Source organism: Paenibacillus sp. Negev47 (assembly GCF_058313655.1).
This window is the reverse complement of record NZ_CM177754.1, coordinates 381,674-404,191: the sequence shown is the minus strand read 5'-3', so window position 1 is coordinate 404,191 and position 22,518 is coordinate 381,674. Positions and strand designations below refer to the sequence as shown.

Sequence of the window (22,518 nt, the reverse complement as noted above, 5' to 3'; positions counted from 1 at the left end):
TTCATTCCCCTTTCGGTAGAAGTTGAATGGATATCGTGACCACCAGTCCCTGCCCGGGACTTCCATCAATGCTTAGGCTGCCGCCTTCTCCATACATGAGGCGAAGCCTCTGAGCGATATTGTTAAGCCCCAAACTGTCCCCGGCATGGCAACGTAATGCCTCATTGGAAGGCTGTTTCGATATGGACTCATTTAACTCGTCAATCTTTGCCTGAGTCATACCCTTACCGTTGTCTCGCACGCTAATCAGCAGTTCGTGGTCGAATTTCAAGGCAGATATCCAGATCATTCCCCCATCTTCCTGCCCTTCAATGCCATGGTAGACTGCATTCTCCACCAGCGGTTGCAGCATCAGCTTGGGAATCAAACATTCCGTTACTGCTTCATCAATGTCATAGATGACCTCTAACTTGCCATCGTAACGTACCTGTTGAATGCGTACATAGGATTGTACAAAAGCCAGTTCTTCCCCAAGGGGAACCATCCGGTCCACCTTATCAATCGTATAGCGCAGCAGCTTGCCAAGCGCCGTCACCATGTCCGATACCTCAGCATGCTTCTGGCGAATGGCCATCATGTTAATGGACTCCAGCGTGTTGTATATAAAATGGGGATTCATCTGGCTTTGCAAAGCTGACAACTCTGCCTCCCGCTCTTGAATGCCCAGCAGGAACACCTCATTGAACAGTCGATGAATCTCTTCCATCATTCGGTTAAAGCCCCGGCTAATCTGTCCGAATTCATCACTGCTGAAGTGTGCTACCCGCTGGCTGAAATCTCCCTGCTCCACCCGAATCATGTGGTGCTTCAGTCGAATCAGTGGCCGGGTGATACGATAAGATAACAGAACCGCCAGAATCGCTATACCCGCCATACATAACACTGCGAACCATATTGTGAAGGTGAGCATCTCACCCGACTCCTTTTGAATCACGGCAATAGGTGTAAGACTAATCACCGAAAGCCCGGAATAACTGGAATGGTGTTGTACGTAGAGATAGGGCTGCCCATCCAGAACAACTTTTTGGTTTCCTGCATAGCTTTGAAGCTGTCCCTGCATTAGCAACTGGTCGTACGCAGACATTCCTCCGGTTGAGGTCCGTTCGAACAGAAGACGCTGTTTGCTATCTACAATCATCAGGCTTGCATCTTGCTCATAATTCAGATTGGATAACAGTTGGCCAAAGGCCTCCAGACGGATGTCAATCAGAATGTAACCCAATCGCTGGAGCGTACCCGGATCTCGAAGCACTCTGCCCACCGATATATACGATTCTTGCTGACCGCCCGTGTAATAGCCGGGTTCATGCGGAGGAAGCAGGCACCATGCCCCTTCCGAGTCTTCAAGCTCTGCAAACCAGTCATCCTGCCTGCTGTCCCATACTGGCTTGACCGCCAGCGAATCGAGATTGGAGAACAGAATGCCGCTGTTGCTGATCAGGTGAATCCCCCGAATCTCGGGTCGGTCATAAGCTTGACCCGATGTGTAGGGCTTCATTTTCAGATAATCCTCAGACCTCGCCCATGTACCCGACCCCATTGAAGCGTTATATTTGCCTAGAATGCCAAGCACCATCTGATCATAAAGCGGCAAGAGCGACAATCGCTCAAAGTCCTTCAGCAGCCGATTCAGATTGGCGTTTATCTGACGAACCATATCAATGGTGAACTGCTCGGTCTTGCGATCCATCGTCTGCGAGAAATGCTTGTAGTTCATCACTCCCTGCAAGCTTAGCGGCAGCAACGTCAGCGCCAGGAACAACAGGAGTAACTTGGTGCGCAGGTTTACGTTTTTTCTGAAAAAAATGCGTACCTTGTCCATCATTTCCGTTCATCCCTCCCTCTCCCGATCATTGTATGAGCCCCCTTCACAGATCAATCTGGATATAACTGGGGTCATCATATCCAGTTTTAATGACCATTCGCTATCCTGCCAATCCTGGAATTGGTACGGAATCTCAAGTTACCCGCATTGGTTTCAGGGTGAACGCAAAAAAGCCGACTGTATCGCTACAGTCGACTACGCTATTTCTATAAGAACAAATCCGCTGAATTAATCTAGCAAAACAATCGGTTGAATTAGACAAAAAAACCGACTGCACTATGCAATCGGTTGTCTGTTCCTAAGATGGCTTTTATATTTGAATCGATTATATTCATTAATAAGCTCGTCCAGTACCATGGACTGTCGAAGGACTTTGTTGTCTTGCATGCCATGATTCTCCGCCAAACGACTCAACTCTTGCCTGTTCCGTTCGATTTTATCTGTGATCTGTACCGGTTCACTCACAGCATGCACCCCCTCTTTGTATAACATTTTAGGATACATTGCCAAAAAATTCATATTATATTCCTTTGCAAAATTAATTGCTTGTTTGCAAAGATATTCTTTCATAAATCATGCTTGTTGCATTAACCCTTTAAAAGTCACTATAACTACAATATGTAGATATGTATTTCTTCATTCGCCTACATATCGAGTTTGCGAGGGATCGGTTGCTTGACGATCAGTTTATTGCATATTTTCTGTAGAGATAATCATTACCTTGCAACAGAAATTATACTTGACTGTTCACCTAATAATTGAAAATCAATATATTCTCTCAACTCGTATATGATAGTATATCTGTCTTTTTTCATTGAAGGTTCACGAATCACAATAAAAGAATCCTTCATGAGTCTTAAGGACGGAACCTGGATTACTGGAGCATGCAAAACTCTTACACTCCATTTCTTCAACTTAACCTTATACAACCATTCGGGGCCATTAAAGATAATCACCCAGTCTGAAGGCAACGAAGCAATGTGGTCTTCAATCTTAATAAGGTCTGCTGTATTTAGGAATAGTAAACAATTTAATTTTTGATCAAACACGCTGTTCTCTACTTGCTCAAAACTCTTTTTAAAAAAAGAATACTTTTTGTGTCTACTGATCAAAATCATATAATAATTGATCGCGCACAATAAAATTACTATAAGAAAAATCAACACTGTACTACCCCTCCTTTCTAACTTCTTGAAATTGACGTATGTTTTCTAACACTAATGTTATCAACAGAACAATAGCAAAAACTAGAAAAGAACGGAACCAATCAACCACATAAGCTTTGTGAATAAAAGAACTTAAAGTAACAATCAAGATAAAAATTATATTCCTCTGTATTGGAAAACTACTGAGTAGATGATTCTTTCCATAACAGGAACATTCCTTTGAAAAGCCATCTTTTCTGATAGTCAGTATGGTAAGAACAATTAAAAAAGAAATCCCAAGGCACTCTTTAAAAACTTCTATTTTAATTGGTAATAAAAAAAGAATAGAGAGTGCGAACTCCGCACTCAAAATCAGAATGGGTAATAGTCGAAAATTGCTTAATTTCAATATCTTGTAGCCGCGTACTTCATATTTAAAATTCCCGAAAGATATGACCTTGGCTACAAAAGAGGAAAAGAAAATAAAAGAAAGTATGACATCTAGGATAAATCTAAACATTGTAAGATTCCCCCTTCTTAACAAGAAATATCAGCGAGATCGATATTAATGGGGTAACTTGATTTCAGTTCACCATCCACAATACATTCAATAAAAATATTATCATCTTTCTCCATTAAAATTTTAAAATCAAAATATTGGTCTACACCTGGAACCATGTTTCGTTCCCTATAATTCCTGTGTATATGCATAGTGGTTCCTAAAATCTCGTGAGCGGAATTGATAATTCTTAGCTCGGTCTGCACAGTATTCAACTCAGGGAGACCTGCGATCTTTATGAGACATGAGAATTTGATGATAAATGGATAAGTAGGAACCTCAATCCTGTTTATAATCCCCCCCAGAACAAATTTATTATTATTTATATGTATCTTGTCACAAATAAGCATATTAACCCACAAATTAATTCCTCCTAGCAAAAAAGAGGGTGAATGTACATCCCCCTCTTTTAAAAATCTCAGATTAATTGCAGCAGCCCGCTCTAATAGTGCAAATTGTTTCCGTAATTATACCATTGCTTTGTTTACAGAATTGTTTCTTGTCTGCATACAATGTTTTGGTATAGATGGTAGAACCAGATTGACAACTTCCTGTAGTACAATAGGTTTGCAGGTCAACCAGACCCGCATCCGTTCCGCTAGAACATCCACATGCCATTGTTTTTCACCTCCTTTCATGAGACACATATTTTATATGCTAGGTAATGGATCTATAAATCTAAAAACATCTTCAGTGTTGTAGACTACAGTAGAAGAGTGGATCGTTCTGTTTGCATCGGCGATTATCATGTAAGGCTGCATTGTAACATCAAAATATTTATACATTTCCAACTTCTCCATCTCTACTACTGGGAAGGTCCACTGAAAATAATCAACCATTTCCTTGTGATCTTCTTGTGAACCCGAAGAGAGTAAAACGATATCGACAGTAGGATATTTTTCTTTAATTTCGTTGAGGCAAGGAATCAGATCTATACAGTAAACACAATGAAGGGTTATAAAAAAATATGCAGTTAACTTTTGTGGAGCAATTTTAAACTCTGATCCATCCCAGTTAAAAAAATTTTTATCCTGCAAATGATCCCTAAGTTTTTTATGAGTATCAGACCGCATAATTTGGTTGCACCTCATCTTCATACCATTCTTTTTGTGTTTTCCACATCATGTAATATGATTTCTTCAGCAGCATTAACTCCTCATGAGTTCCGAACTCGGTGACTTTTCCCTTCTCCATAAGCACAATTTTGTCGGCGTGTTTGGCTATCCCCACTCTGTGAGATATAATAATGGAGGTAGTTGATTTACAAAGTTCTAGAATATCTTTGAATATTAAATATTCTGTCATTGGGTCCAATGATGCTGTTGGTTCATCAAAAATAATGAGATCGGCATTTTCTTTTGCATAAAACCTAGATAGGGCTACTCGTTGCCACTGACCACCTGATAGATTAATTGCATCTGAATCCATGTAACCTAGTTTAGTATCCAGCCCGTTTGTGAATTTGTCGTAAATACCTAATCTCTTAAAAATTGCTATCATCTTTTGGTCGTTATTATTCATATTTTGAATATCACCCATTCCAGCGTTTTCTCTTAATGTCATGTGATACTTCATAAAATCCTGAAATACAACAACCGTGCGTTGCCTGTAATCATCCATATCCAATTCACTAATTGGAATACCATCGTAGAAAACTTGTTGCCGATTAGCTTCATATAATCCCAACAGCAGTTTAATAAATGTTGACTTACCAGAACCGTTCTCTCCAAGAATGGCTATTGTTTCGCCTCTTTTTATCTCAATACTAAGATTATCTACTGCATTCATGGTGCTATTTGGATAACAAAATGAGATATTCCTTACAGATATGCTGTCCTGAAAAACAAAGGGTTTACCTTCATTATTCTCATCAGAAATTAGTTCTGCTTTGGCTTGTTCCTTACTCACCTCTTCTGCACGATTCATATAACGATAATTCTCGATCAAACGAGAAGCATCTTGCATTAACAGGGAGATATTCATGATCGTAACGGACACTGCCATCGTTACGGCTACGTAGTCACCAATAGTCATTGTACTGTTTCTAATTTGTGAGGCGACCATAAACATAATCAATGCTGTGCTAACCACAGTAACCATCTCGCTGCGCAGATTTGTAGTAACATTTAACTTTTCCAGCGATACCTTTTGTTTATCTATATACTCCTTTTCTTCTTTCCACTTCGTTTTCAAAAAGGAGTAACTATTATATGCAGAGATTTCTTTCTGGGCTTCTGCACCCGTAATCAAATTAAAATAATATTGATACTTTACTGAACCAGACTCTATTTTTTCGTTTAATGTAGTTCTTTTATTCACACTTTTGTAGTAAAGCAACCCTTTAATTACACCAACACTTACCGCGATTACAGCAAATATAGTTAACGTAGATCCAAGAAAGTGCAAGCCTAACACTAAGGTAATAATTCTTAGCAAGAGTTGGTTGCAAAGAAGGAACATTTCATATGTTCTGCCTGATGCAAATCTTAGAAAAGAAAAATTTGCATTAAATGCTGGGTTTTCCTTGCTGGTTAAGTCCATCTTAGATATTTTATGAATTAACGTCTCATCAGTATGATTACTGTATTCTATCTGTAGCTTACTATTTCTAGAAGAGGATATTGCTTGTAAATATAGATTTAATAACTGTATTCCTAACAGAATGAGAATGTTAACAACGAAATAAGAGTTGTTTTTTTCAAATATTTGATCCACTACTTGTTTTGAAATCAATATGCTTAAATATGATTCGAAAGCTCCATATAAAATAATGGCTATAATTATTATGGAAGAAACGGGATCAAAACGAATCAGCTTCATGAAGGCCTTAAGTGTTACAATTGTAATTTCCCAAAATGATTTCATAATTTATTGTTGGTTAATACCCGCATGAGCGGTGACAAGAGATTTCCAATATGCTCTTCGTGATTGCAGACACCGGCAGTGACAACCTGTCCAACCTTGTTTACTACGAGTTGAAAGGGAGCAACTTTCACAAAGAGTTCTTTTTCTATTTTGGCTAAATCACAGTAGTAATATCGAACATTTTTTTCATTAAAATATTCTTCGTCTGCCCGTGTTGGACCCTCATAAAAAATTGCATAGTCAAAATCAGGATAATTCTCTATCGTTTTTTTTATAGGGTTAATATCACAAGCTTCGCAGCCTCCACTTAAAAAAAAGAGAGCACTACCCTGACGGGATTTATAAATCCAAGACAAGTCCACTGGAACTTGATTCTGAAAAAGCTGAATTTGCTTAGGGACGTAATCTCCAACTTCATAAGAGGTAGTTGAACTTTTCAGGAACCTTCTGTGATCACTCATTCTTTAACCTCTCCTCACGATAAATATTACTCCCCTGAGTAACGATTTCTTCATAAACCTGATCTGCACTTTTTGCATCAGCCACACCGGATTCTAAAACTGATTTCAGCATTTCACCAAATTTCCCTTGGAATTCCTGGGAGAGGTCATCGTAATAGCCTCTTCTTGTATCCACTCTTTTATTTATTAAATTGTTGATATCAATCCCGCCATAACTTCCTATCCTAGATTTCAGGGTTGATGTGTTCCCTATGAAATCTTGCGATTGAAGATGCTCTACAGAATCCTCACTCATTAAGTAACTGATAATCTTCCATACATCTTCTTTGTTTGCTGATTCTTTGTTTATGGAAAGCACCTGATTAAATTGCAAACCTGAGCTCATATCAGTATTCAGCGGATCACTCGGATAACTTATAAGCCCCCATGAAAAATCACCTTTTTGTTGTAGTTTTGAAATAGTACTGATATTGGAAGATAACATAGCTGATTCACCTTCTAAAAATTTTTCTCCAGTACTCTCAATTAAACTCCCTTGCTTCACCAAATTAATCACCAGCTCAATCATCGGTAGCCAATCCTTCTTATTAAAGATAAGTTCTTTTTTTTGATCGTCCAGTAACCGAATTTTATTCGTTCCAATAATTGTCATAATCATATGTTGAGGAGTGGCCTCTCCGCCTTCAAATCCGAATCTGTCATCATCTGCAAATCGGTTGGAAAGGGACAAAAGCTCTTCCCAACTCATTTGGTCTGTTGGATAGTCTATTTGTACAGAATCAAATAAATCCTTGTTGTAAAAAATACTTGAAACGACAACTTGAGGAGAAAGACCCATAAGATCTCCTGATTCGTTAGAGAATACCTCCTTCATTTGATCGTAATAATCATCAATTTTTATATTCTTGGAATCTTGCACATAAGGACTCATGCTCTCTATACGATCCGAATCACGTAAATCTCGGAACGTTGGCAGATAAGAAATAATAAGGTCGGGATGACTATTTTCAAAAAAGCTTTCGTCTTCATATAAGTTATCATTGTTAGATGAAACAACGTTAAAGGTTAAACCCGGAAACTTACTCATGATATGATTTCCGTAGTATTGATAAAATGCCTCCTCGCTCTGAGGAGTCAGGACAGTGAGTTCCTTATTCATTACGGGTTCACTTTTTTCATCGACAGACTCACCAAGTAAATCACAACCCGTCAGCATGCTGAGCATTAGTCCCATCCATAACACAGCAAATATATTACTTTTATTCTGTTGTATATAGTACATGTCTTAATTCCTCCTGCATTTTATCAATAATCGAATTCAGAGAATCTGGGTTTACAATTGCACTTTGTATGCCGTCGTTCATAACCTGATCTGTCTTTTGCTTTAATTCCCTATTTAAAGACACTCTTTCCATGAGCATATTGACTGCTGGATTCAACACATAAAAGACATCTTGATCTGTTCCTGGCTTCAGTTTTCTTATAGGAGTGGTGAATTTATCAATGCTTGAATTAAAGCGCATTTCTGCAGTTCTTTTATTGTTCAGTTGCTTCCAAACTTCAGAAGATGTAGCATAGTCTTGAGAGTTGGTGCTTATTCCGCTCATGATTGGATATGTTATGGTGGTACTGACATCTGAATTCTCCGTACCCACGGGTTCGGTTACAACACCCCAATTCAACTCCGGATTCATACTCTGGATTTGCTTCATAAAATAAGGTGTTTCTAAAATCATCGCGACTTTTCCTTGACTGAATAAGTCAATTGGGATACCTCCGTTGTCATCCATTCCCCCGCTAGAATATGCAGCGACTACATCAGCAATCAAGCCTTTCCAAGAATCCGTTCCAAAATGAACTTCTTGCCGTGAAGCATCATACCACCTAAGTTTATCTGCCTTGCCCATTTCGATTAAAAGATCTGCATAATCATAATAGGGAGTATAAAGACCTTTGAGGTCAGAGTTACCAGAGAAACGCTGGGCCAATAACAATAACTCACGCCAGGTCATTCTGTCTGACGGTTCAGCTATCCCATTTTTTTCAAATAAATCCTTGTTATAAAATAAAGCCTGTGCCGTCATGGATTGAGGAAAAGCATATATTTTCCCGCCTCCGATTTCGTTAAGTAGTGCGAGTAAATTGTCATCTATTCCTGCAGTGAATTCTTCCTCAGTAAGAAAGACGTTGAGTTCCTTCAACAAATTCTCATTTTGCAACTCTGGAAAAGCCTCGGACGGAAAAAACAAAATATCTGGATTCTCCGTTTTAATAATGTCTATGTATTTTTTGATATCCCAATCACGGTCTCCAGCGGGAACATATTTCATAGCATCCCAAATTCCTTCTCCCATGATACTCTTGTATTCTATTACTTCGATGTTGGTATTGCTAAATTGCTCATCAATTACACTCCCATAGTCTCGTTTAAAATCAACATAAGAACTATACATAATTTTAATCGTTTTATTTTCTGTTATTTCCTTGTTGCTACAAGATGTTGTTATAAGAATAATTGCTATTAGCAAAATAATTTTTTTTTTCATTCAATTTATCCTCCTACTGTTTCTCAGGAAATACGAATACAATGATCTATTCCCAACCCTAGACATATGTGGTTGATAAAACATAAAATACATATTTTATTTAATAATTTCAAAAATAACTGTTTATAGAAATATACTCCTTTTTGCGTAATTTCGAATAATCAATTTTTCGGAAAACTAATTTAAGTTTTTGAATTGATTCTCTATATATAGCAAAACACAATTGGTTGTTGTTACCCAAAAATAGACATAAGGATTTTATTGTAATATGTGTTTGTATTTTTTTCTTATTTCTGCAGAAGCAAACGTTCTGTACTCACCAAACAAACTCACACATTTAATTAAAACCGAGTCATTATTGATAAATTTCGAGATTTCTATACTTCTTATTAATGAAATCATACCCGAATTATAATTGCTCCTACTTAAATGATATACGGCCAGTTCATAGAAAAAACCAACCAGAATAGTACCCCAACTTTGTTTAGAACAATTACGATTCGAATCTATATTAAGAAATTCGAATCGATCCTTATATTTCCTAAGCACAAAATTAATATCAAATTTGAATCGATTTGCAGCCTGAAATATATTAAATAAGGCAATTACAAGTTCTTCCTCATCACCTTCAACATACTCTATGTAATTCTGCAGACCTTTGTTTTGCCCCATCTTTAACTTGAATAAATACGTATTTAATTCACTCCATTTTTTAAATTTATCTATAAATAAGATATCTTCCTCTGTTGGATAAGGCACCGCCAATTGATAATAATTATGTGTACACTGCAAAGCTTCTTTATATTTTCCAATTCTAGAATAACATGAAGCCCTCATAAGCAATGAATATCCTACATATACAAATATAGGATATTTACAAATTCTTTTACCATCAACTTCACCTTGATTTTTATAGCTTTTCATTACTTTGGATAATTTCTCCAATTTCAGAGTTAACGGGTACAACCTATCAAAATCATGCAAAGCCGAATATAACTCCCCTAAATCTTTGAGTGCATCAAGCTTATACTCTTCCTCCAATCGATCAACAAAGGGTTCAAATCGAGCAGCAGCACGCTCAGAGACTTTCTGATCACTGCAGCAGCTGAGCAAAAACATACGATACTGACACAAAGCCAAGCGTTCAGAGTGCTGATATTTCTCACATTCTGCAACATATTCGTATAAAACGAAAGCCGCTGACTTCATGTCTTTGTTATACATATTTTCAGCTACTTTAAACAATTTAGAAGTATATGTACGATCTTCAGTCACTTCTATAACTACTTTCTTTATACAATCAAGTTTATTTAGTTCCGCACAACGATAAAGGAAGGGTTCCAAACGCCTCCAATCTGGTGCTGTTTTCACTAGAAACTCTACAGCGTACATTTCATAAAAATATCCCTTTTCGAGCCCCATACCAGCAGTAATCTGATCCAATTGATTCATTGCAATAGGTCTGGTTCCATTAATTATGGCACTTATCGTGCCAACATTAACACTGCAAACATTAGCAAACTGCTGAAGCTTATAACTCTGTTGTTCTATGTAATCTTCTATATGTGAGCTTATCGTAGGTGTAAGGATCACTTCTTCCACCCCCATATTTATATATATATATCTTCTAATTCAATAAATGTAATTTTAATCCTCTATTTAACAATCGTCAAACATTTAATACAAAAAAATGTTCTATTTCCAGATCGGGAAATAGAACATTGGATAATAACAAATCTATGTCGAAGTTCATTTATTCATACAAAGTCTTTTTAATATCCACCCGTACCGTGACTAAAAAAAGAACTTAATATAGATTCCACACCGCTATTAATCCCATTGAACAAAAGACATGAACTACAAAGCATTACTACTAACATTGCTTTTTTTAGCATATCGACCATAGACCTCCTTAATAATACTTTTGTACTTTAACATTACTGATTCGGTCGCTTGCGCTCTGTACTCTTCAAATAAACCCACACAATATATTATTGTAGAATCATCTTTGATTATATGAGCAGATGATAAACAAGTTAATAGACTTCTAAATCCTTCTTCATATCGTTCCTTAGACAACTGATAAAAAGCTAATTCCGCCCAAAATTTAGTGTACCTATCATCCTTAATTTGAGTAATATAGCTACTTTCGTCATAATAATTCTCAAATAACATATTAATATATAGATTGAATCTTCTAAGAGCGTGGTCTACATTCAGATTGTATAAATTGGCAGCTTCCATAATCTTAACTAACCCAAGAAGGGTTTCATTATCGTTATCTTCAATACAATCTAAATAAGTATTTAGTGCCTCGTAATCACCCATCATCAATTTATAGAGATAGGTATTAACTTCAGCCCAATCTTGAAACCGCTTAATAAATATAATATCCTCTGAAGTAGGTTTTTCAATTTCAAAATTCGTATATTGAGCGGTCTGATCCAAGGCCTTTTGGTAATCCCTACGCTCACCCCACACATTAGACATCAATAAATAAGCATAAGATTTATAGGTGAATAAAGGATGTTTGGAAGTCCTCTGTTGATCCAATCCCCCTTTCTTTTTTTTGTATTGTTCTAAAAATTTAACTCGTTGTTCCAGTTCACCGGCTAATTGAAATACCTTATCCCAATGGCACAACCCACTATATGTATTAGCCAATTCCCTTATCGCATCCAGTTGCCGTTCCTCATCCAGCCGATTAATATACGGTTCAAAATGTACGGCCGCACGCAGATTCTCATGCTGGTCCTGACCGAGAGATAGCGTGAAGATCCGATATTGGCACAGCGCCAGACGTTCCGAGTGTTGATATTTCTCGCATTCTGCCACACATTCATACAACATCCGCGCAGCCTTCTGCTGTCCACGTTCAAGCATGCCTTCAGCCAATTCGAACAACTCCGAGATATACGAGCGATCATCCGTTACTTCCTGGATAACCCTCTGAATACATTCCAGCTTGTCCAATTCAGCACAGCGCTGCAGGAATGGCTCCAGCCTTCTCCAGTGGGGTGCCGATTCCACGAAACATTCAGCCCCATAAATCTCGTAGAAATATCCTTCTTCCAGCTTCATGCCCTGGGTAATCAGATCCAGCTGTGCCATAGCGATGGGCCGAGTCCCCTTAATGATCGCACTGAGCGTTCCGGCGTTAACCCCCGATATGTCGGCAAAATACTGTAAGGTGTACCCTTGTTTCCTGATGTAGTCCTCAATATATGAGCGTATCGTAGTTGTAGGTTCCATGTATCCCACCTCCACAATTTAAATCCATAATTTTGAATTTATATGATATGCACAATTTTAATCCTAAATTTTACAGCGGTCAATAAAAATCGTGGCAATTTCTCTTCACATGTATGCATCGAAGCATGAAATGAATGTTTGCTTATAGAAAAAATCCATTAGAAGAATTAGAAAGAACGTGATACATTTAATGCAACTTACATATCCTACTATTTCAATAGGATTATACGACACAGAATTATTAATTCAGTTCAAGGAGAAGGTCAGATGAAATTTGCCTTGTTTAGTCTCATGATGAATCTGCCCAATGCAGTAACCGGGGAAGCTCTGACGACTCAGCAGAAATTCCACAATATATTAGAGCAAGCGAAGTTGGCTGAACGACTGGGATTCGATGCCTATGGAATCGGTGAACGGCACGGCGCGCCTTTCCTATCTTCCTCGCCACCTGTCGTATTAACGGCAATAGCCGCAGCAACCACACGCATCCGGTTACTAACCACCGTCACTGTTCTTAGTATACTTGATCCAGTCCGGGTTGCCGAGGATTATGCCACGTTGGATCAATTATCGGGCGGACGGCTGGAGATGATCATTGGGAAAGGCAATGACCCTCGGCACTATCCGCTGTTCGGCATAAGCGAAGAGGAACAGTGGGATTCACTCGATGAACGCTACCACCTGCTAAGACGGCTGTGGTCTGAAGAGAATGTTACCTGGCAGGGAACGTATCGCCCTCCTCTCGAAGGAGTTACCACGTGGCCAAGGCCGCTTCAGCAATCCATCCCGATCTGGCATGGTAGCGCGTCCAGCACGGTCTCGACCGAACTCGCTGCCAAATATGGCGAGCCGCTCTTCACGTCGAACTCTTTTCATCCGCAATCCAAATACAAAGCGTTAATCGATCACTATCGGGAGCGCCTTGATTATTATGGTCATGATCCGCAACAGGCAGTGATTGGCTCCGGTGCCGGCAGTCTCTATCTTGCGGATACCGGTGAAGAAGCTATCCGCCGCTACAAGCCATATTATGAAGCGTTTCATGCCACCGCCGCCGCACAGCATAACCAGTCTCCCTTCACCGATCTGGAGGATAACATCGCACGAGGTCCCGTGTTGATCGGCAGTCCCGAGCAGGTCATTGAGAAAATTCTGGACTATCATGCCGCTTACGGACATCAGGTGCTGAGTATCAGCGTAGATGGATTAACGCATAGCGAGCAGTTGGAGCAAGTGGAGCGTTTTGCCAAGGAAGTGGCCCCTATACTACGTCGTGAACTGCCCAGTTCGGTGTGGAACGAACCCCCGGTGTTAAGCGAGCACTCAACCTCCCTTTCCTCCAACGCCACAGATTCATGGCCCACAGCCATCTCACCTATATTCCAGGTTTAGTTCTCCTCGTACAATACACACATGTTCCGTCTAGGGTGATTCCTACGAATCGCCCTCTTCCCTCTTTCTACTTCCTCCCACCGGTATTGTCGCTCTCCCTATACCAACTAGGACTGAATGCCTCCAAACAGGGAATTTAGCAACACCTCTACATAGGAATCATCCATCGCTTCCCCCGTCACTAACATGCGATAGAACACCGGCCCATAGATCAGATCAATGTACAATCCAATGTCCACCCCTGTCTTCAATTCGCCACGATCTACACCCTTCTCCAGAATCCCCCATGCTTCACGCCGACGTGGTTGGATGTATCTTGTACGGTATTCTTCGGCAAGCCCTGCATCCGACTGTCCTTCCCCGATAATCTGTGTAATGACCTTGCCTTCCCGACTGGTCAAAAAACGAACCAGATTACTCGCATGTATGCGTATATCTTCCAATACCGACCCTGTATCCGGTACTGGCAATCTTGCCGTTGCAGCTGACATATATCCATCCATAATGACGGCGCCTTTGTTCGGCCACCATTTGTAGATCGTGGCTTTGCTCACCTGTGCACGTTCAGCGATCTTCTCGATCGTAACTGCCCCGAATCCGTACTCCAACAACAACTCATACGATGCTGTAAGAATGGCATTCTGGGTTTCCATGTTACGCGGACGTCCTCTTTTGGCAGTCATCTTGAGCCCTCCTGGAAGTAAATTAATTCATAGTTCTCATCATCAGTCATATTCTTAAAAACGATACGTTCATTATACTAAACTGCGATGAGCACACACAATTACATCCTCCGCTCACTTTTATTTTCACAAAAAAATTTCTCTGCCTATTTACAATACTAAACGTTTAGTTTATTATATGTTTGTAATTAGTGTACGTAACGTTTAGTAATTGGAGATTTTTAATTTTAACTATTTATAGAAGTTACTATTTTAGAACTGTGGAGGATGATTATGATGGATATGAGACAACAAGTGAATAAGGCACCTGTGCCCACCTGGATTATTTTTTTACTGGCCTCAGCTTGTGGATTAATCGTGGCTAACCTGTATTATGCTCAGACTGTTATCGGACCGATTAGCATGACCACGGGACTGTCTTCTGCCGCTGCCGGATTGATTGTAACGTTGACACAGATTGGCTATGTCATTGGTTTGCTGTTTATCGCACCGCTCAGCGACATCACCGAGAATCGGCGCTTGGTTGTGCTTTTCCTGATCGTACTGGTCGTTGCCCTGATTGCTGCGGCTTTCTCGCCCACTGCTGTTGTATTTCTGACTGCTTCTCTATTCATTGGCATAGGTTCTGTTGTTGCTCAAATTTTGGTCCCCTATGCGACATATCTTACTTCCGAGGAGCAACGCGGACAGGTAGTCGGCAATGCAATGAGCGGTCTGCTGCTAGGCATCATGCTCGCTCGTCCTGTGGCAAGTTTCATCACCAGCCTCTTCGGATGGCAGACGGTCTTTGTATTCTCGGCTATTGTCATAGCACTTCTGATGTTGCTTCTATCCCGTGCTCTTCCTGCTCGCAAGCCTGAACCCACCTTGAAATACGGGCAATTAATCTTCTCCTTGGGCACACTGTTCAGAACGATGCCTCTGTTACGCCGTCGGGCGTTCTATCAAGCCAGTCTGTTTGGTGCTTTTAGTTTATTCTGGACGACGGTTCCACTCAGGCTGGCTAACGATTTCGGCATGTCACAGCAAGGAATTGCCTGGTTCGCACTAGCTGGTGTTGGAGGTGCTATCGCCGCTCCCATCGCCGGGAGATTGGCAGATCGCGGACTAACACGTATTCTGACGGGTGCTGCCATGGTGATTGCTGCTGCGTCATTCGGTCTGGCTTATGTGTTCCAGAGCCACTCCACGTTTGCACTAATTCTGCTTGTGATTGTGGCGATCACACTGGATATGGCCGTGTCGGGAAATCTGGTACTGGGGCAACGCATCATCTACTCGTTAGGAAGTGAAGCGAGAGGGCGTGTGAATGGTATATTCATGTCAATCTTTTTTGTCGGCGGAGCTATCGGGTCCTCTCTTGGAAGCTGGTCTTATGCGAACGGAGGATGGAGTCTCACAACGCTGATTGGCCTGATCATGCCACTGCTCGCTTTGGTGTATTACTTTACGGAAAAGAAAGCGGCAGTTGTCAGCAATCTATAACGATCCTTTCATATGTAAAGAAGGGCAGAGTGATCTCTAAGATCAGCTTCTGCCCTTATGTTATGTTCATACCCAATTTGACATGATGTGCAGTCGCATCATCACCTGGGCTTTGTCTTATTTTGAGTCGTATTCCCCAGGACTTTGTTATTTCATGACACTGAATTTTTTGGTCGCCGCCCTAACTTGATCATCTTCTCCCCAAAGAATGACACCTACCACTTTGGTAGCTTCCAATTCCATCGAAGCAATCTCAACTGCATATTGTTCAAAGGCATTGTTGAGCGACTGACCTGTCTGTGAAAAAACAATATGACTCAGTCCATCGCTGCCATCTGAGCAGAGTCTGGCCAGATTGATCAGCTGATTCTCCCCAGCCTTCAGAATAACAGTGCTATATCGGATACCCGCATGCTGAACGCCGCTATGATCCAGCACAGGTTGATCAGAATATAACCCCGGCTCATTCAGGGCTGCTTGTCCCATTAACAGGGCAGCCACATTAGCGGCGGCGCCAGGTTCCAGATTTTTATCCAGTATAATAGCAATTCTTTTCATATGACTGCATTCACCCTCTGTGTATTTTGTGTAAAACATACCCATGGCATGTTGATTCCCTCGCGCAACACCTTGTAGGTCACAAGCCCGTAATGATCAGCGCATAGCTGATTCGTGAGCGCAATGGAATTCTCCGTGTTGTGCAGAACCTTTCTACAGGCTTCGGGGTTGGACGATACGGTGCTGTTCTCTCTATAGGTTGTATCAAGTTCAGATAACAAGTATGTGGTTGCTGGATGATGATAGATAATATCGATCTGATCCGGACATACCTCATGGTATCCGGATAGAACCAGCGCAGGAATCTTCTCCACAAAGCTCTCAGACACCACCAAATCAGAATCCATGATGAAGCTGTTGAGCTTGGGATATGCCCCAGGGACCAACAGGCAGGAAATTTCCCCCGATTTCAAGTCTTCTGCAGCTGCTTCAAATTCGGGGTATGGCTTGATTCGTTCCGAGTTGCCTAGCTTCTTCGCGATATGCATGCTGCAAGTCAGGAATCCTTCATCGTCTCCCAGCGTTCCCAGTATGGCATATTTCTCTTTGACGATCTCCATTTATTTCTATTTCCTCCTTTTTATTTCTAATCCGCTAAAGATCGTATACCAAAAAATCCCTATTGTCAATTAACACTTTAACGTAACACAAATATGTATTTCCGTTCATATTTCCCGCCAAAAAGTGTATTGAAATTGGAAAATGTTGAGTTATAATGTTATGAAATGAATTTTTACTATTTTTATCATTTTGCTGAAAGGGGATTTACAAGAACGTATGAAAACGATTGTATACATATCTGATTTCAGGCTACCTACTGGATTAAACTTCGTTAAACCTTTGCAGAAATTGGCGGATCACAAGAAAATTCTGATTATTGAACGGTACAATCTGCATCATGCCGAGCGGCTTCAGGATTTCTTCGACGAGATTAGATATGTTGATCATCTGGAATCTGTGGACGCCATCCGGGAACATATAATCCAGATTCGGGAATCCCATTCCATCGAAGCTTTGTTAACGCCGGGAGAGAATGCGATTGAGATCGGCGGCCAGCTCCGTTCCGAGTTCGGCATTTCAGGGATGCAGCGCAATCAGGCTGAAGCCGTCCGCAACAAATGGATTATGAAACAAATGCTGCATCAACGTGGAATTCGGACATCCGAAATTGCCATTGCTCTACATGAACAGGACTACATCCGTTTCACTGCTGCACATGGGTTCCCCATTATTGTGAAGCCACTCAGCGGATATGGCAGTATTAATACGTTCAAATTGTCCAGCATGGATGAATTAGTTCAATATCTTCACCATACAAGACAAGCGCAGCAAAGGGATTTGCTGGAGGAATTCATCCACGGTACGGAGTTTCATTGTGATTCCATTGTGTCCAAGGGGAAAGTTGTATTTTCATCCGTTTCCCAATACCTGTATAACTGTCTGGACATTGCGACCAAGCAGAAACCCCCTGCCAGCATTACGTTCCCTGAAGGCATGGAAGCTGATTTTATCCAACACATCAAAGAACTCAATGAACAGGTCATTGCTGCCCTGGGTATCAATCAATCTGTAACACATGCCGAGCTATTTCTAACTCCGGAAGGAGAAGTGGTATTTGGAGAAATTGGTGCAAGAATCGGGGGATCGCATGTTATGCCTCCTTGTATCAAGAACACCCATGGCGTTGATTTCTTCGAAGCTGTCACCGATCTCGAGATTGGAATATATGAGTTTAACCAACAAAAGACAAACAACAAATTCACAGGAATGATCTGCTTCCCTTCACGCGCAGGAGTAATTCAACACATATCCGGAATAGACGATTATGAGGATATACCTGGCATCGTTGAGTTCAATGTATCCTATCAAGTGGGACAGCTCGCCGGAGACGTAAACGATACGATGACCAGATCAGGGTATGCTATCGTGGAGGGTGATTCGTTCGAGGAATTGCGTCAAACCCTGCTGGATATGTACGATCGCTTCAAGATTGAAGTGACGGTTGCTGAAACCGTATAAGATGTACGGATGATCCTTGCCGTTTTTGGTCTGGAGTGACGGTTATCCTGGGGAGGGCTGGAATTATTGTCATTATTCAAAACCTACGCGGGTCTGAGCCGCGATATCTATTATCTCTGTTTAGCCAGAACGATTAACAGCACGGGAGATTTTGTATTCTCTCTGATTACCTTGGTGCTTACGTTGCAGATGGGCATGAATGTGGTCAGTGCAGGGATCTTTGTGTCCATGGCAGCCCTGATTAGCGGACCCGGTGTACTTCTCGGCGGCTATTTAAGCGATCTGATGGGCAAAAAAACAATTATTGTCATCGGGCAACTGTTGTCTGCCATCATGATTATAAGCTGCTCTTTTTGGTCAGGCACCATTACAGTTGGTTATCTTCTGATTGCAGTCATGTTCTTCATCAGTATTACCCGGCCTGCTTATAATGCACTAATTATTCAACTGTGCACGGAGGAGAAAGAGCGAAAGTCCGCCTTTTCCCTCATGTATCTGGGGGCCAATCTGGGTATAGCCATCGGACCACTGGTCGCCGGTTTTTTTATCAAGGATCATGTCAACATTGTCTTTATAAGTATCGGTACCGTGTTTCTGATATCTACCTTTATCATCATCAACCAGGTTAAGATCGGCACACGCAAGGAATTGGCATCAACAAGCAGCGAACATGCTGGACAACAACAAGAACAACAACGATTGAGCCAACCGCCTTCACCATTATTCAGACTACTGCTGAAAAACCCACTCGTTGCCTTCTTCATCGTTGTGTCATTTCTTAACTATTTTATCTATATGCAATACTCGTTTAGCCTCCCACTCCAGATGAATCACTCGTTTGGCGAGAACGGGGCAGCATATTACGGCTCTGTCATGACCATCAATGCCATTAGCGTCATTATTCTTACCACCGTTATCCTGTCCGCTACACGCAAATTAACTGCCCTAAACTCCATAGCTACAGGCGCACTCTTCTATGGAATCGGATTTGGAGCCTTGAACCTGTTGGGTTACTTCCCCCATTTTTCCATCGTCGCCTTATCCACGGTGCTGTGGACCATTGGAGAGATTCTCGTGCAGACCAATATCAATCTGTATATTGCTTCGCGTGTACCCGATACACATCAGGGACGATTTAATGGCTTGTTGTTATTCGTAGGCTGCCTGGGTTACACACTTAGTCCATATTTAACAGGCATTTTCATCAAAAGCATGGACATGGAAAGTGTATGGATCATTATTCTGGCTTTCAGTGTGTTCTATGCGTTGTGTATGATCATTCTCTGGTATATCGAAAAAAGCTCAACCAAGAAAAGCGAAACAGAGCCACTTGATTTCTCAAAGAGCATCTAAACTTCGGGTCTACATCGTCCGCAAGTGGCTATAGCACGCAAGATAGAATACCCAGAACTGTTCAGTACGGAAAATACATGACTTTGAATACATTCCTTTTCATAAGTAAACAAAGGGCAGAGCGATCCATAGGATCGGCTTCTGCCCTTTGTTTCTTTATGTTCACACCAAAACAGGCAAATGGGCATTGGCATCATACTCGATCAACGGCTTACCCTCATGTAATCTCTGCACCAGATCTGGATTGGCGATAAACGGTCTACCGAACGCAGCCAACTCAATGATCCCATCCATCACAGCCTTCTCCGCGGTCTGAACATCCAGATCACCCACACCAATGATGGTGCCATCCCACCGACTTCGAATCCGCTCGTGAAAGGACTGCTCCCCTTCCCACGCTTTCTCATAACGATCTGTCGAGGGGTGCAAGGTCGTAATTCCCGTCTCGCGGAACAAGTTCAGATATGCATCGATCATTCCAGCTTGGTCTGCCCATGCATAGGATGCATCATCATCCTTTTTCTCGGAGAATCGCACCGATATGCGATCCACAGGGATCTCTTTTTTCACAGCCACAATAATATCCCGGAGGAACCTCAATCTGCCCGCAGTGTCTCCTCCGTATTCGTCTGTTCTGTGGTTGGTCTTCTCATTGATAAACTGGTCGATCAGATACCCATGCGCAGCATGAAGCTCGATCCCGTCGAACCCTGCCAGAACCGCATTGCGGGCGGCCGTCTGAAAATGCTGAATCGTATCCGCTATATCCTGCGCACTCATCGCTTGGGGCACCTGATACGGCTTATGCAGCTTATGAACGTTCCCCTCTGCCGCAAGGCTTGAAGGTGCCAGTGGAGCGGTTCCGATCAGGTCGGAGTGGGACAACCTGCCGACATGCCAGAGCTGAGCAATAATGGTGCCTCCATGTCTGTGAACAGCATCCGTTACCCTTTTCCAAGAAGCCGTCTGTTCATCTGTGTATAGACCGGGGATGCCATAGGTGCCTTTGCCTGCCAGATTCGGGTTAATGCCCTCGGTAATAATAAGTCCCACACCATCTCGCGCACGCTGCTCATAATATGCCACCATCTCATCTGTCACGGTCCCCTCCTGATCATCAGCAAATCCCCGGGTCAACGGAGCCATCACAATTCGGTTCCTTAATTGCCACTGATGAATCTTCACCGGGCTCAATAATGTTGAACGTGTATTCATGTTATCCATGTCATATCCCTACTCTCTTCGTCATTAAGGATATTGTAAGGCGGCTCCGATATATCGTAAAATGATTAAAATATATAGTTATATCTCTCATAGAGATACCTAACATCAACACTGCGGAAGTAATTGAAGGTAAATCCACGTTCAGGAGGATACAGCATGGAACTTTCCGATATCGATATTGTTCTCGCGGTGGCACGTTCAGGCAAAATCTCACAGGCCGCCAAAGAACTGAATTACGCGCAATCCAATGTCACCACACGCATCAAAAAACTGGAGCAGGAATATCAAATACAGCTGTTCAACCGATTTCCCAAAGGCGTTGTACTGACCTCCAAGGGAGAGCAGTTTGTTGATTATGCCACACGGATTCACAACCTTTTGCACGATCTGAAGCAGGATATGACCGATCCAGGTGAGCCTGCTGGCACGCTAAAAATCGGCATTGTGGAAACGGCGGCATCCAGCCGCTTTATGGAGATTCTGAATGAATATCAAATAACCTACCCGATGGTGTCCATCTCACTCGTTAACGCCACTTCACCCAAAGTACTGCGCAAGAAAATACAGGACTATGAGATTGATGGTGCCTTTATCAGTGGGGCTTGTGTGAAGGAAGGACTGAAAGTGGAATACGAGATGCAAGACACGGTGCATATCATATCCAAACAGATGGACACACCACCCGAAAGTCTGTGCCAAGTATCGTGGGTTGTTTTCCCCGAGGGCTGCCCGTATCGGGAAATGACCGAAGAATTTTTGCAGGAAGAGGGGCTGTCCGCTCGTAATATCATCGAAGTTAGTACGATGGAAAACCTGCTCAGCTGTGTGGAGTCTGGCATTGCTTTTACCATTATGCCGTGCAATGTTATTCACAAAAGACCAGATCATTTCTCTGTATTCGACTTAGCCGAGCGATTCACACATACTACAACCACCTTTGTTCGAGGTGAGGGTCGTTATGTCAGCAGTGCGCTTGATCAATTCGTGAAACTGCTGAACCAGAAGTGCATTACGTTCTGATATAGTTAACATAGCACCCCCTCTTCCAACTGCTGATCTCATTGATCACTAAAAGAATTAAGAATTTATTGAACTTAGAACATAAGAAATAAAAGCAGAAGGCACTCATAATGAGTGCCTTCTGCTTTTAT

Annotated in this window: 21 protein-coding genes; 5 read left to right on the top strand and 16 right to left on the bottom strand. The window is 41.6% G+C overall.

Annotated features, from left to right (window positions below):
• Position 1: 1 nt before the first annotated feature.
• The 12 genes from AC4G47_RS01965 to AC4G47_RS01910 all read right to left on the bottom strand — a co-directional run bounded on the left by AC4G47_RS01965 (position 2) and on the right by AC4G47_RS01910 (position 12,653).
• Positions 2-1,825 (bottom strand): cache domain-containing sensor histidine kinase, encoded by a 1,824-nt coding sequence (locus tag AC4G47_RS01965; protein WP_491104512.1) that lies wholly within the window; start codon positions 1,823-1,825, stop codon positions 2-4.
• A gap of 276 nt (positions 1,826-2,101) precedes the next feature.
• Positions 2,102-2,290 (bottom strand): aspartyl-phosphate phosphatase Spo0E family protein, encoded by a 189-nt coding sequence (locus AC4G47_RS01960; protein ID WP_036616818.1) that lies wholly within the window; start codon positions 2,288-2,290, stop codon positions 2,102-2,104.
• Between the two features lie 251 nt (positions 2,291-2,541).
• Complete coding sequence (locus tag AC4G47_RS01955; protein ID WP_433582605.1) at positions 2,542-2,991, bottom strand: hypothetical protein; 450 nt, start codon at positions 2,989-2,991, stop codon at positions 2,542-2,544.
• Positions 2,992-2,995: 4 nt separating this feature from the next.
• The gene (locus tag AC4G47_RS01950; RefSeq protein ID WP_491104510.1) at positions 2,996-3,490 is read right to left on the bottom strand and encodes a MauE/DoxX family redox-associated membrane protein; all 495 of its coding nucleotides are present in this window, start codon (positions 3,488-3,490) and stop codon (positions 2,996-2,998) included.
• A 17-nt stretch (positions 3,491-3,507) separates the two neighbouring features.
• A complete protein-coding gene (locus tag AC4G47_RS01945) occupies positions 3,508-3,891 on the bottom strand; it encodes a DUF6941 family protein (RefSeq protein WP_491104509.1) in 384 nt (127 codons plus the stop codon).
• Between the two features lie 288 nt (positions 3,892-4,179).
• Positions 4,180-4,602 carry a peroxiredoxin family protein gene (locus AC4G47_RS01940; RefSeq protein ID WP_491104508.1) on the bottom strand — a complete coding sequence of 141 codons (423 nt, stop codon included), beginning with the start codon at positions 4,600-4,602 and terminating at the stop codon, positions 4,180-4,182.
• Positions 4,592-6,349, bottom strand: coding sequence for an ABC transporter ATP-binding protein (locus tag AC4G47_RS01935; protein WP_491104506.1), 1,758 nt, complete (start codon positions 6,347-6,349; stop codon positions 4,592-4,594). Before AC4G47_RS01935 ends, AC4G47_RS01940 begins: the two co-directional genes overlap by 11 nt.
• 41 nt (positions 6,350-6,390) lie before the next feature.
• On the bottom strand, positions 6,391-6,855 hold the full coding sequence (locus AC4G47_RS01930; protein ID WP_491104505.1) for a hypothetical protein: 465 nt from the start codon (positions 6,853-6,855) through the stop codon (positions 6,391-6,393).
• Entirely contained in the window at positions 6,848-8,137 is a 1,290-nt protein-coding gene (locus tag AC4G47_RS01925) for an ABC transporter substrate-binding protein (protein ID WP_491104504.1), read from the bottom strand. Before AC4G47_RS01925 ends, AC4G47_RS01930 begins: the two co-directional genes overlap by 8 nt.
• Positions 8,115-9,401, bottom strand: coding sequence for an extracellular solute-binding protein (locus tag AC4G47_RS01920; RefSeq protein ID WP_491104503.1), 1,287 nt, complete (start codon positions 9,399-9,401; stop codon positions 8,115-8,117). The genes AC4G47_RS01925 and AC4G47_RS01920 overlap by 23 nt, the downstream gene beginning before the upstream one ends.
• Before the next feature lie 258 nt (positions 9,402-9,659).
• Positions 9,660-10,994, bottom strand: coding sequence for a transcriptional regulator (locus AC4G47_RS01915; RefSeq protein ID WP_491104502.1), 1,335 nt, complete (start codon positions 10,992-10,994; stop codon positions 9,660-9,662).
• A gap of 264 nt (positions 10,995-11,258) precedes the next feature.
• A complete protein-coding gene (locus AC4G47_RS01910; RefSeq protein ID WP_491104501.1) occupies positions 11,259-12,653 on the bottom strand; it encodes a transcriptional regulator in 1,395 nt (464 codons plus the stop codon).
• 267 nt (positions 12,654-12,920) lie between these two features.
• Between AC4G47_RS01910 and AC4G47_RS01905 the strand changes: the two genes are divergently transcribed.
• Entirely contained in the window at positions 12,921-14,045 is a 1,125-nt protein-coding gene (locus AC4G47_RS01905; RefSeq protein ID WP_491104499.1) for an LLM class flavin-dependent oxidoreductase, read from the top strand.
• Between the two features lie 107 nt (positions 14,046-14,152).
• Here AC4G47_RS01905 and AC4G47_RS01900 read toward each other — a convergent pair whose 3' ends face one another.
• Positions 14,153-14,728 carry a TetR/AcrR family transcriptional regulator gene (locus AC4G47_RS01900; protein ID WP_491104497.1) on the bottom strand — a complete coding sequence of 192 codons (576 nt, stop codon included), beginning with the start codon at positions 14,726-14,728 and terminating at the stop codon, positions 14,153-14,155.
• 273 nt (positions 14,729-15,001) lie between these two features.
• Here AC4G47_RS01900 and AC4G47_RS01895 point away from each other — a divergent pair, with 273 nt between their 5' ends.
• Positions 15,002-16,213, top strand: a complete 1,212-nt coding sequence (locus tag AC4G47_RS01895; protein WP_491104496.1) for an MFS transporter — start codon at positions 15,002-15,004, stop codon at positions 16,211-16,213.
• A 147-nt stretch (positions 16,214-16,360) separates the two neighbouring features.
• Here the strand turns inward: AC4G47_RS01895 and AC4G47_RS01890 are convergent, their stop codons facing one another.
• Both AC4G47_RS01890 and AC4G47_RS01885 read right to left on the bottom strand, forming a co-directional pair.
• Positions 16,361-16,771, bottom strand: coding sequence for a DUF2000 family protein (locus tag AC4G47_RS01890; RefSeq protein ID WP_491104495.1), 411 nt, complete (start codon positions 16,769-16,771; stop codon positions 16,361-16,363).
• A complete protein-coding gene (locus AC4G47_RS01885; RefSeq protein ID WP_491104494.1) occupies positions 16,768-17,331 on the bottom strand; it encodes a type 2 periplasmic-binding domain-containing protein in 564 nt (187 codons plus the stop codon). Before AC4G47_RS01885 ends, AC4G47_RS01890 begins: the two co-directional genes overlap by 4 nt.
• A 217-nt stretch (positions 17,332-17,548) precedes the next feature.
• Between AC4G47_RS01885 and AC4G47_RS01880 the strand changes: the two genes are divergently transcribed.
• Both AC4G47_RS01880 and AC4G47_RS01875 read left to right on the top strand, forming a co-directional pair.
• Positions 17,549-18,790 (top strand): ATP-grasp domain-containing protein, encoded by a 1,242-nt coding sequence (locus AC4G47_RS01880; RefSeq protein ID WP_491104493.1) that lies wholly within the window; start codon positions 17,549-17,551, stop codon positions 18,788-18,790.
• Positions 18,791-18,856: 66 nt separating this feature from the next.
• Positions 18,857-20,143, top strand: a complete 1,287-nt coding sequence (locus tag AC4G47_RS01875) for an MFS transporter (protein WP_491104492.1) — start codon at positions 18,857-18,859, stop codon at positions 20,141-20,143.
• Positions 20,144-20,305: 162 nt separating this feature from the next.
• On the opposite strand, the gene AC4G47_RS01870 is transcribed toward AC4G47_RS01875, so the two are convergent.
• The gene (locus AC4G47_RS01870; protein ID WP_491104491.1) at positions 20,306-21,367 is read right to left on the bottom strand and encodes an alkene reductase; all 1,062 of its coding nucleotides are present in this window, start codon (positions 21,365-21,367) and stop codon (positions 20,306-20,308) included.
• A 156-nt stretch (positions 21,368-21,523) separates the two neighbouring features.
• Between AC4G47_RS01870 and AC4G47_RS01865 the strand changes: the two genes are divergently transcribed.
• Positions 21,524-22,387, top strand: coding sequence for a LysR family transcriptional regulator (locus AC4G47_RS01865; protein ID WP_491104489.1), 864 nt, complete (start codon positions 21,524-21,526; stop codon positions 22,385-22,387).
• Positions 22,388-22,518 lie beyond the last annotated feature (131 nt).

Bases quoted from the DNA above. Each gene is read 5' to 3' on its own strand.
- AC4G47_RS01910 (WP_491104501.1), bottom strand. From the start codon at position 12,653: ATGGAACCTACAACTACGATACGCTCATATATTGAGGACTACATCAGG.
- AC4G47_RS01905 (WP_491104499.1), top strand. From the start codon at position 12,921: ATGAAATTTGCCTTGTTTAGTCTCATGATGAATCTGCCCAATGCAGTA.
- AC4G47_RS01880 (WP_491104493.1), top strand. From the start codon at position 17,549: ATGAAAACGATTGTATACATATCTGATTTCAGGCTACCTACTGGATTA.
- AC4G47_RS01935 (WP_491104506.1), bottom strand. From the start codon at position 6,349: ATGAAGCTGATTCGTTTTGATCCCGTTTCTTCCATAATAATTATAGCC.
- AC4G47_RS01925 (WP_491104504.1), bottom strand. From the start codon at position 8,137: ATGTACTATATACAACAGAATAAAAGTAATATATTTGCTGTGTTATGG.
- AC4G47_RS01950 (WP_491104510.1), bottom strand. From the start codon at position 3,490: ATGTTTAGATTTATCCTAGATGTCATACTTTCTTTTATTTTCTTTTCC.
- AC4G47_RS01930 (WP_491104505.1), bottom strand. From the start codon at position 6,855: ATGAGTGATCACAGAAGGTTCCTGAAAAGTTCAACTACCTCTTATGAA.
- AC4G47_RS01965 (WP_491104512.1), bottom strand. From the start codon at position 1,825: ATGATGGACAAGGTACGCATTTTTTTCAGAAAAAACGTAAACCTGCGC.
- AC4G47_RS01890 (WP_491104495.1), bottom strand. From the start codon at position 16,771: ATGAAAAGAATTGCTATTATACTGGATAAAAATCTGGAACCTGGCGCC.
- AC4G47_RS01885 (WP_491104494.1), bottom strand. From the start codon at position 17,331: ATGGAGATCGTCAAAGAGAAATATGCCATACTGGGAACGCTGGGAGAC.
- AC4G47_RS01940 (WP_491104508.1), bottom strand. From the start codon at position 4,602: ATGCGGTCTGATACTCATAAAAAACTTAGGGATCATTTGCAGGATAAA.
- AC4G47_RS01920 (WP_491104503.1), bottom strand. From the start codon at position 9,401: ATGAAAAAAAAAATTATTTTGCTAATAGCAATTATTCTTATAACAACA.
- AC4G47_RS01900 (WP_491104497.1), bottom strand. From the start codon at position 14,728: ATGACTGCCAAAAGAGGACGTCCGCGTAACATGGAAACCCAGAATGCC.
- AC4G47_RS01870 (WP_491104491.1), bottom strand. From the start codon at position 21,367: ATGGATAACATGAATACACGTTCAACATTATTGAGCCCGGTGAAGATT.
- AC4G47_RS01895 (WP_491104496.1), top strand. From the start codon at position 15,002: ATGATGGATATGAGACAACAAGTGAATAAGGCACCTGTGCCCACCTGG.
- AC4G47_RS01865 (WP_491104489.1), top strand. From the start codon at position 21,524: ATGGAACTTTCCGATATCGATATTGTTCTCGCGGTGGCACGTTCAGGC.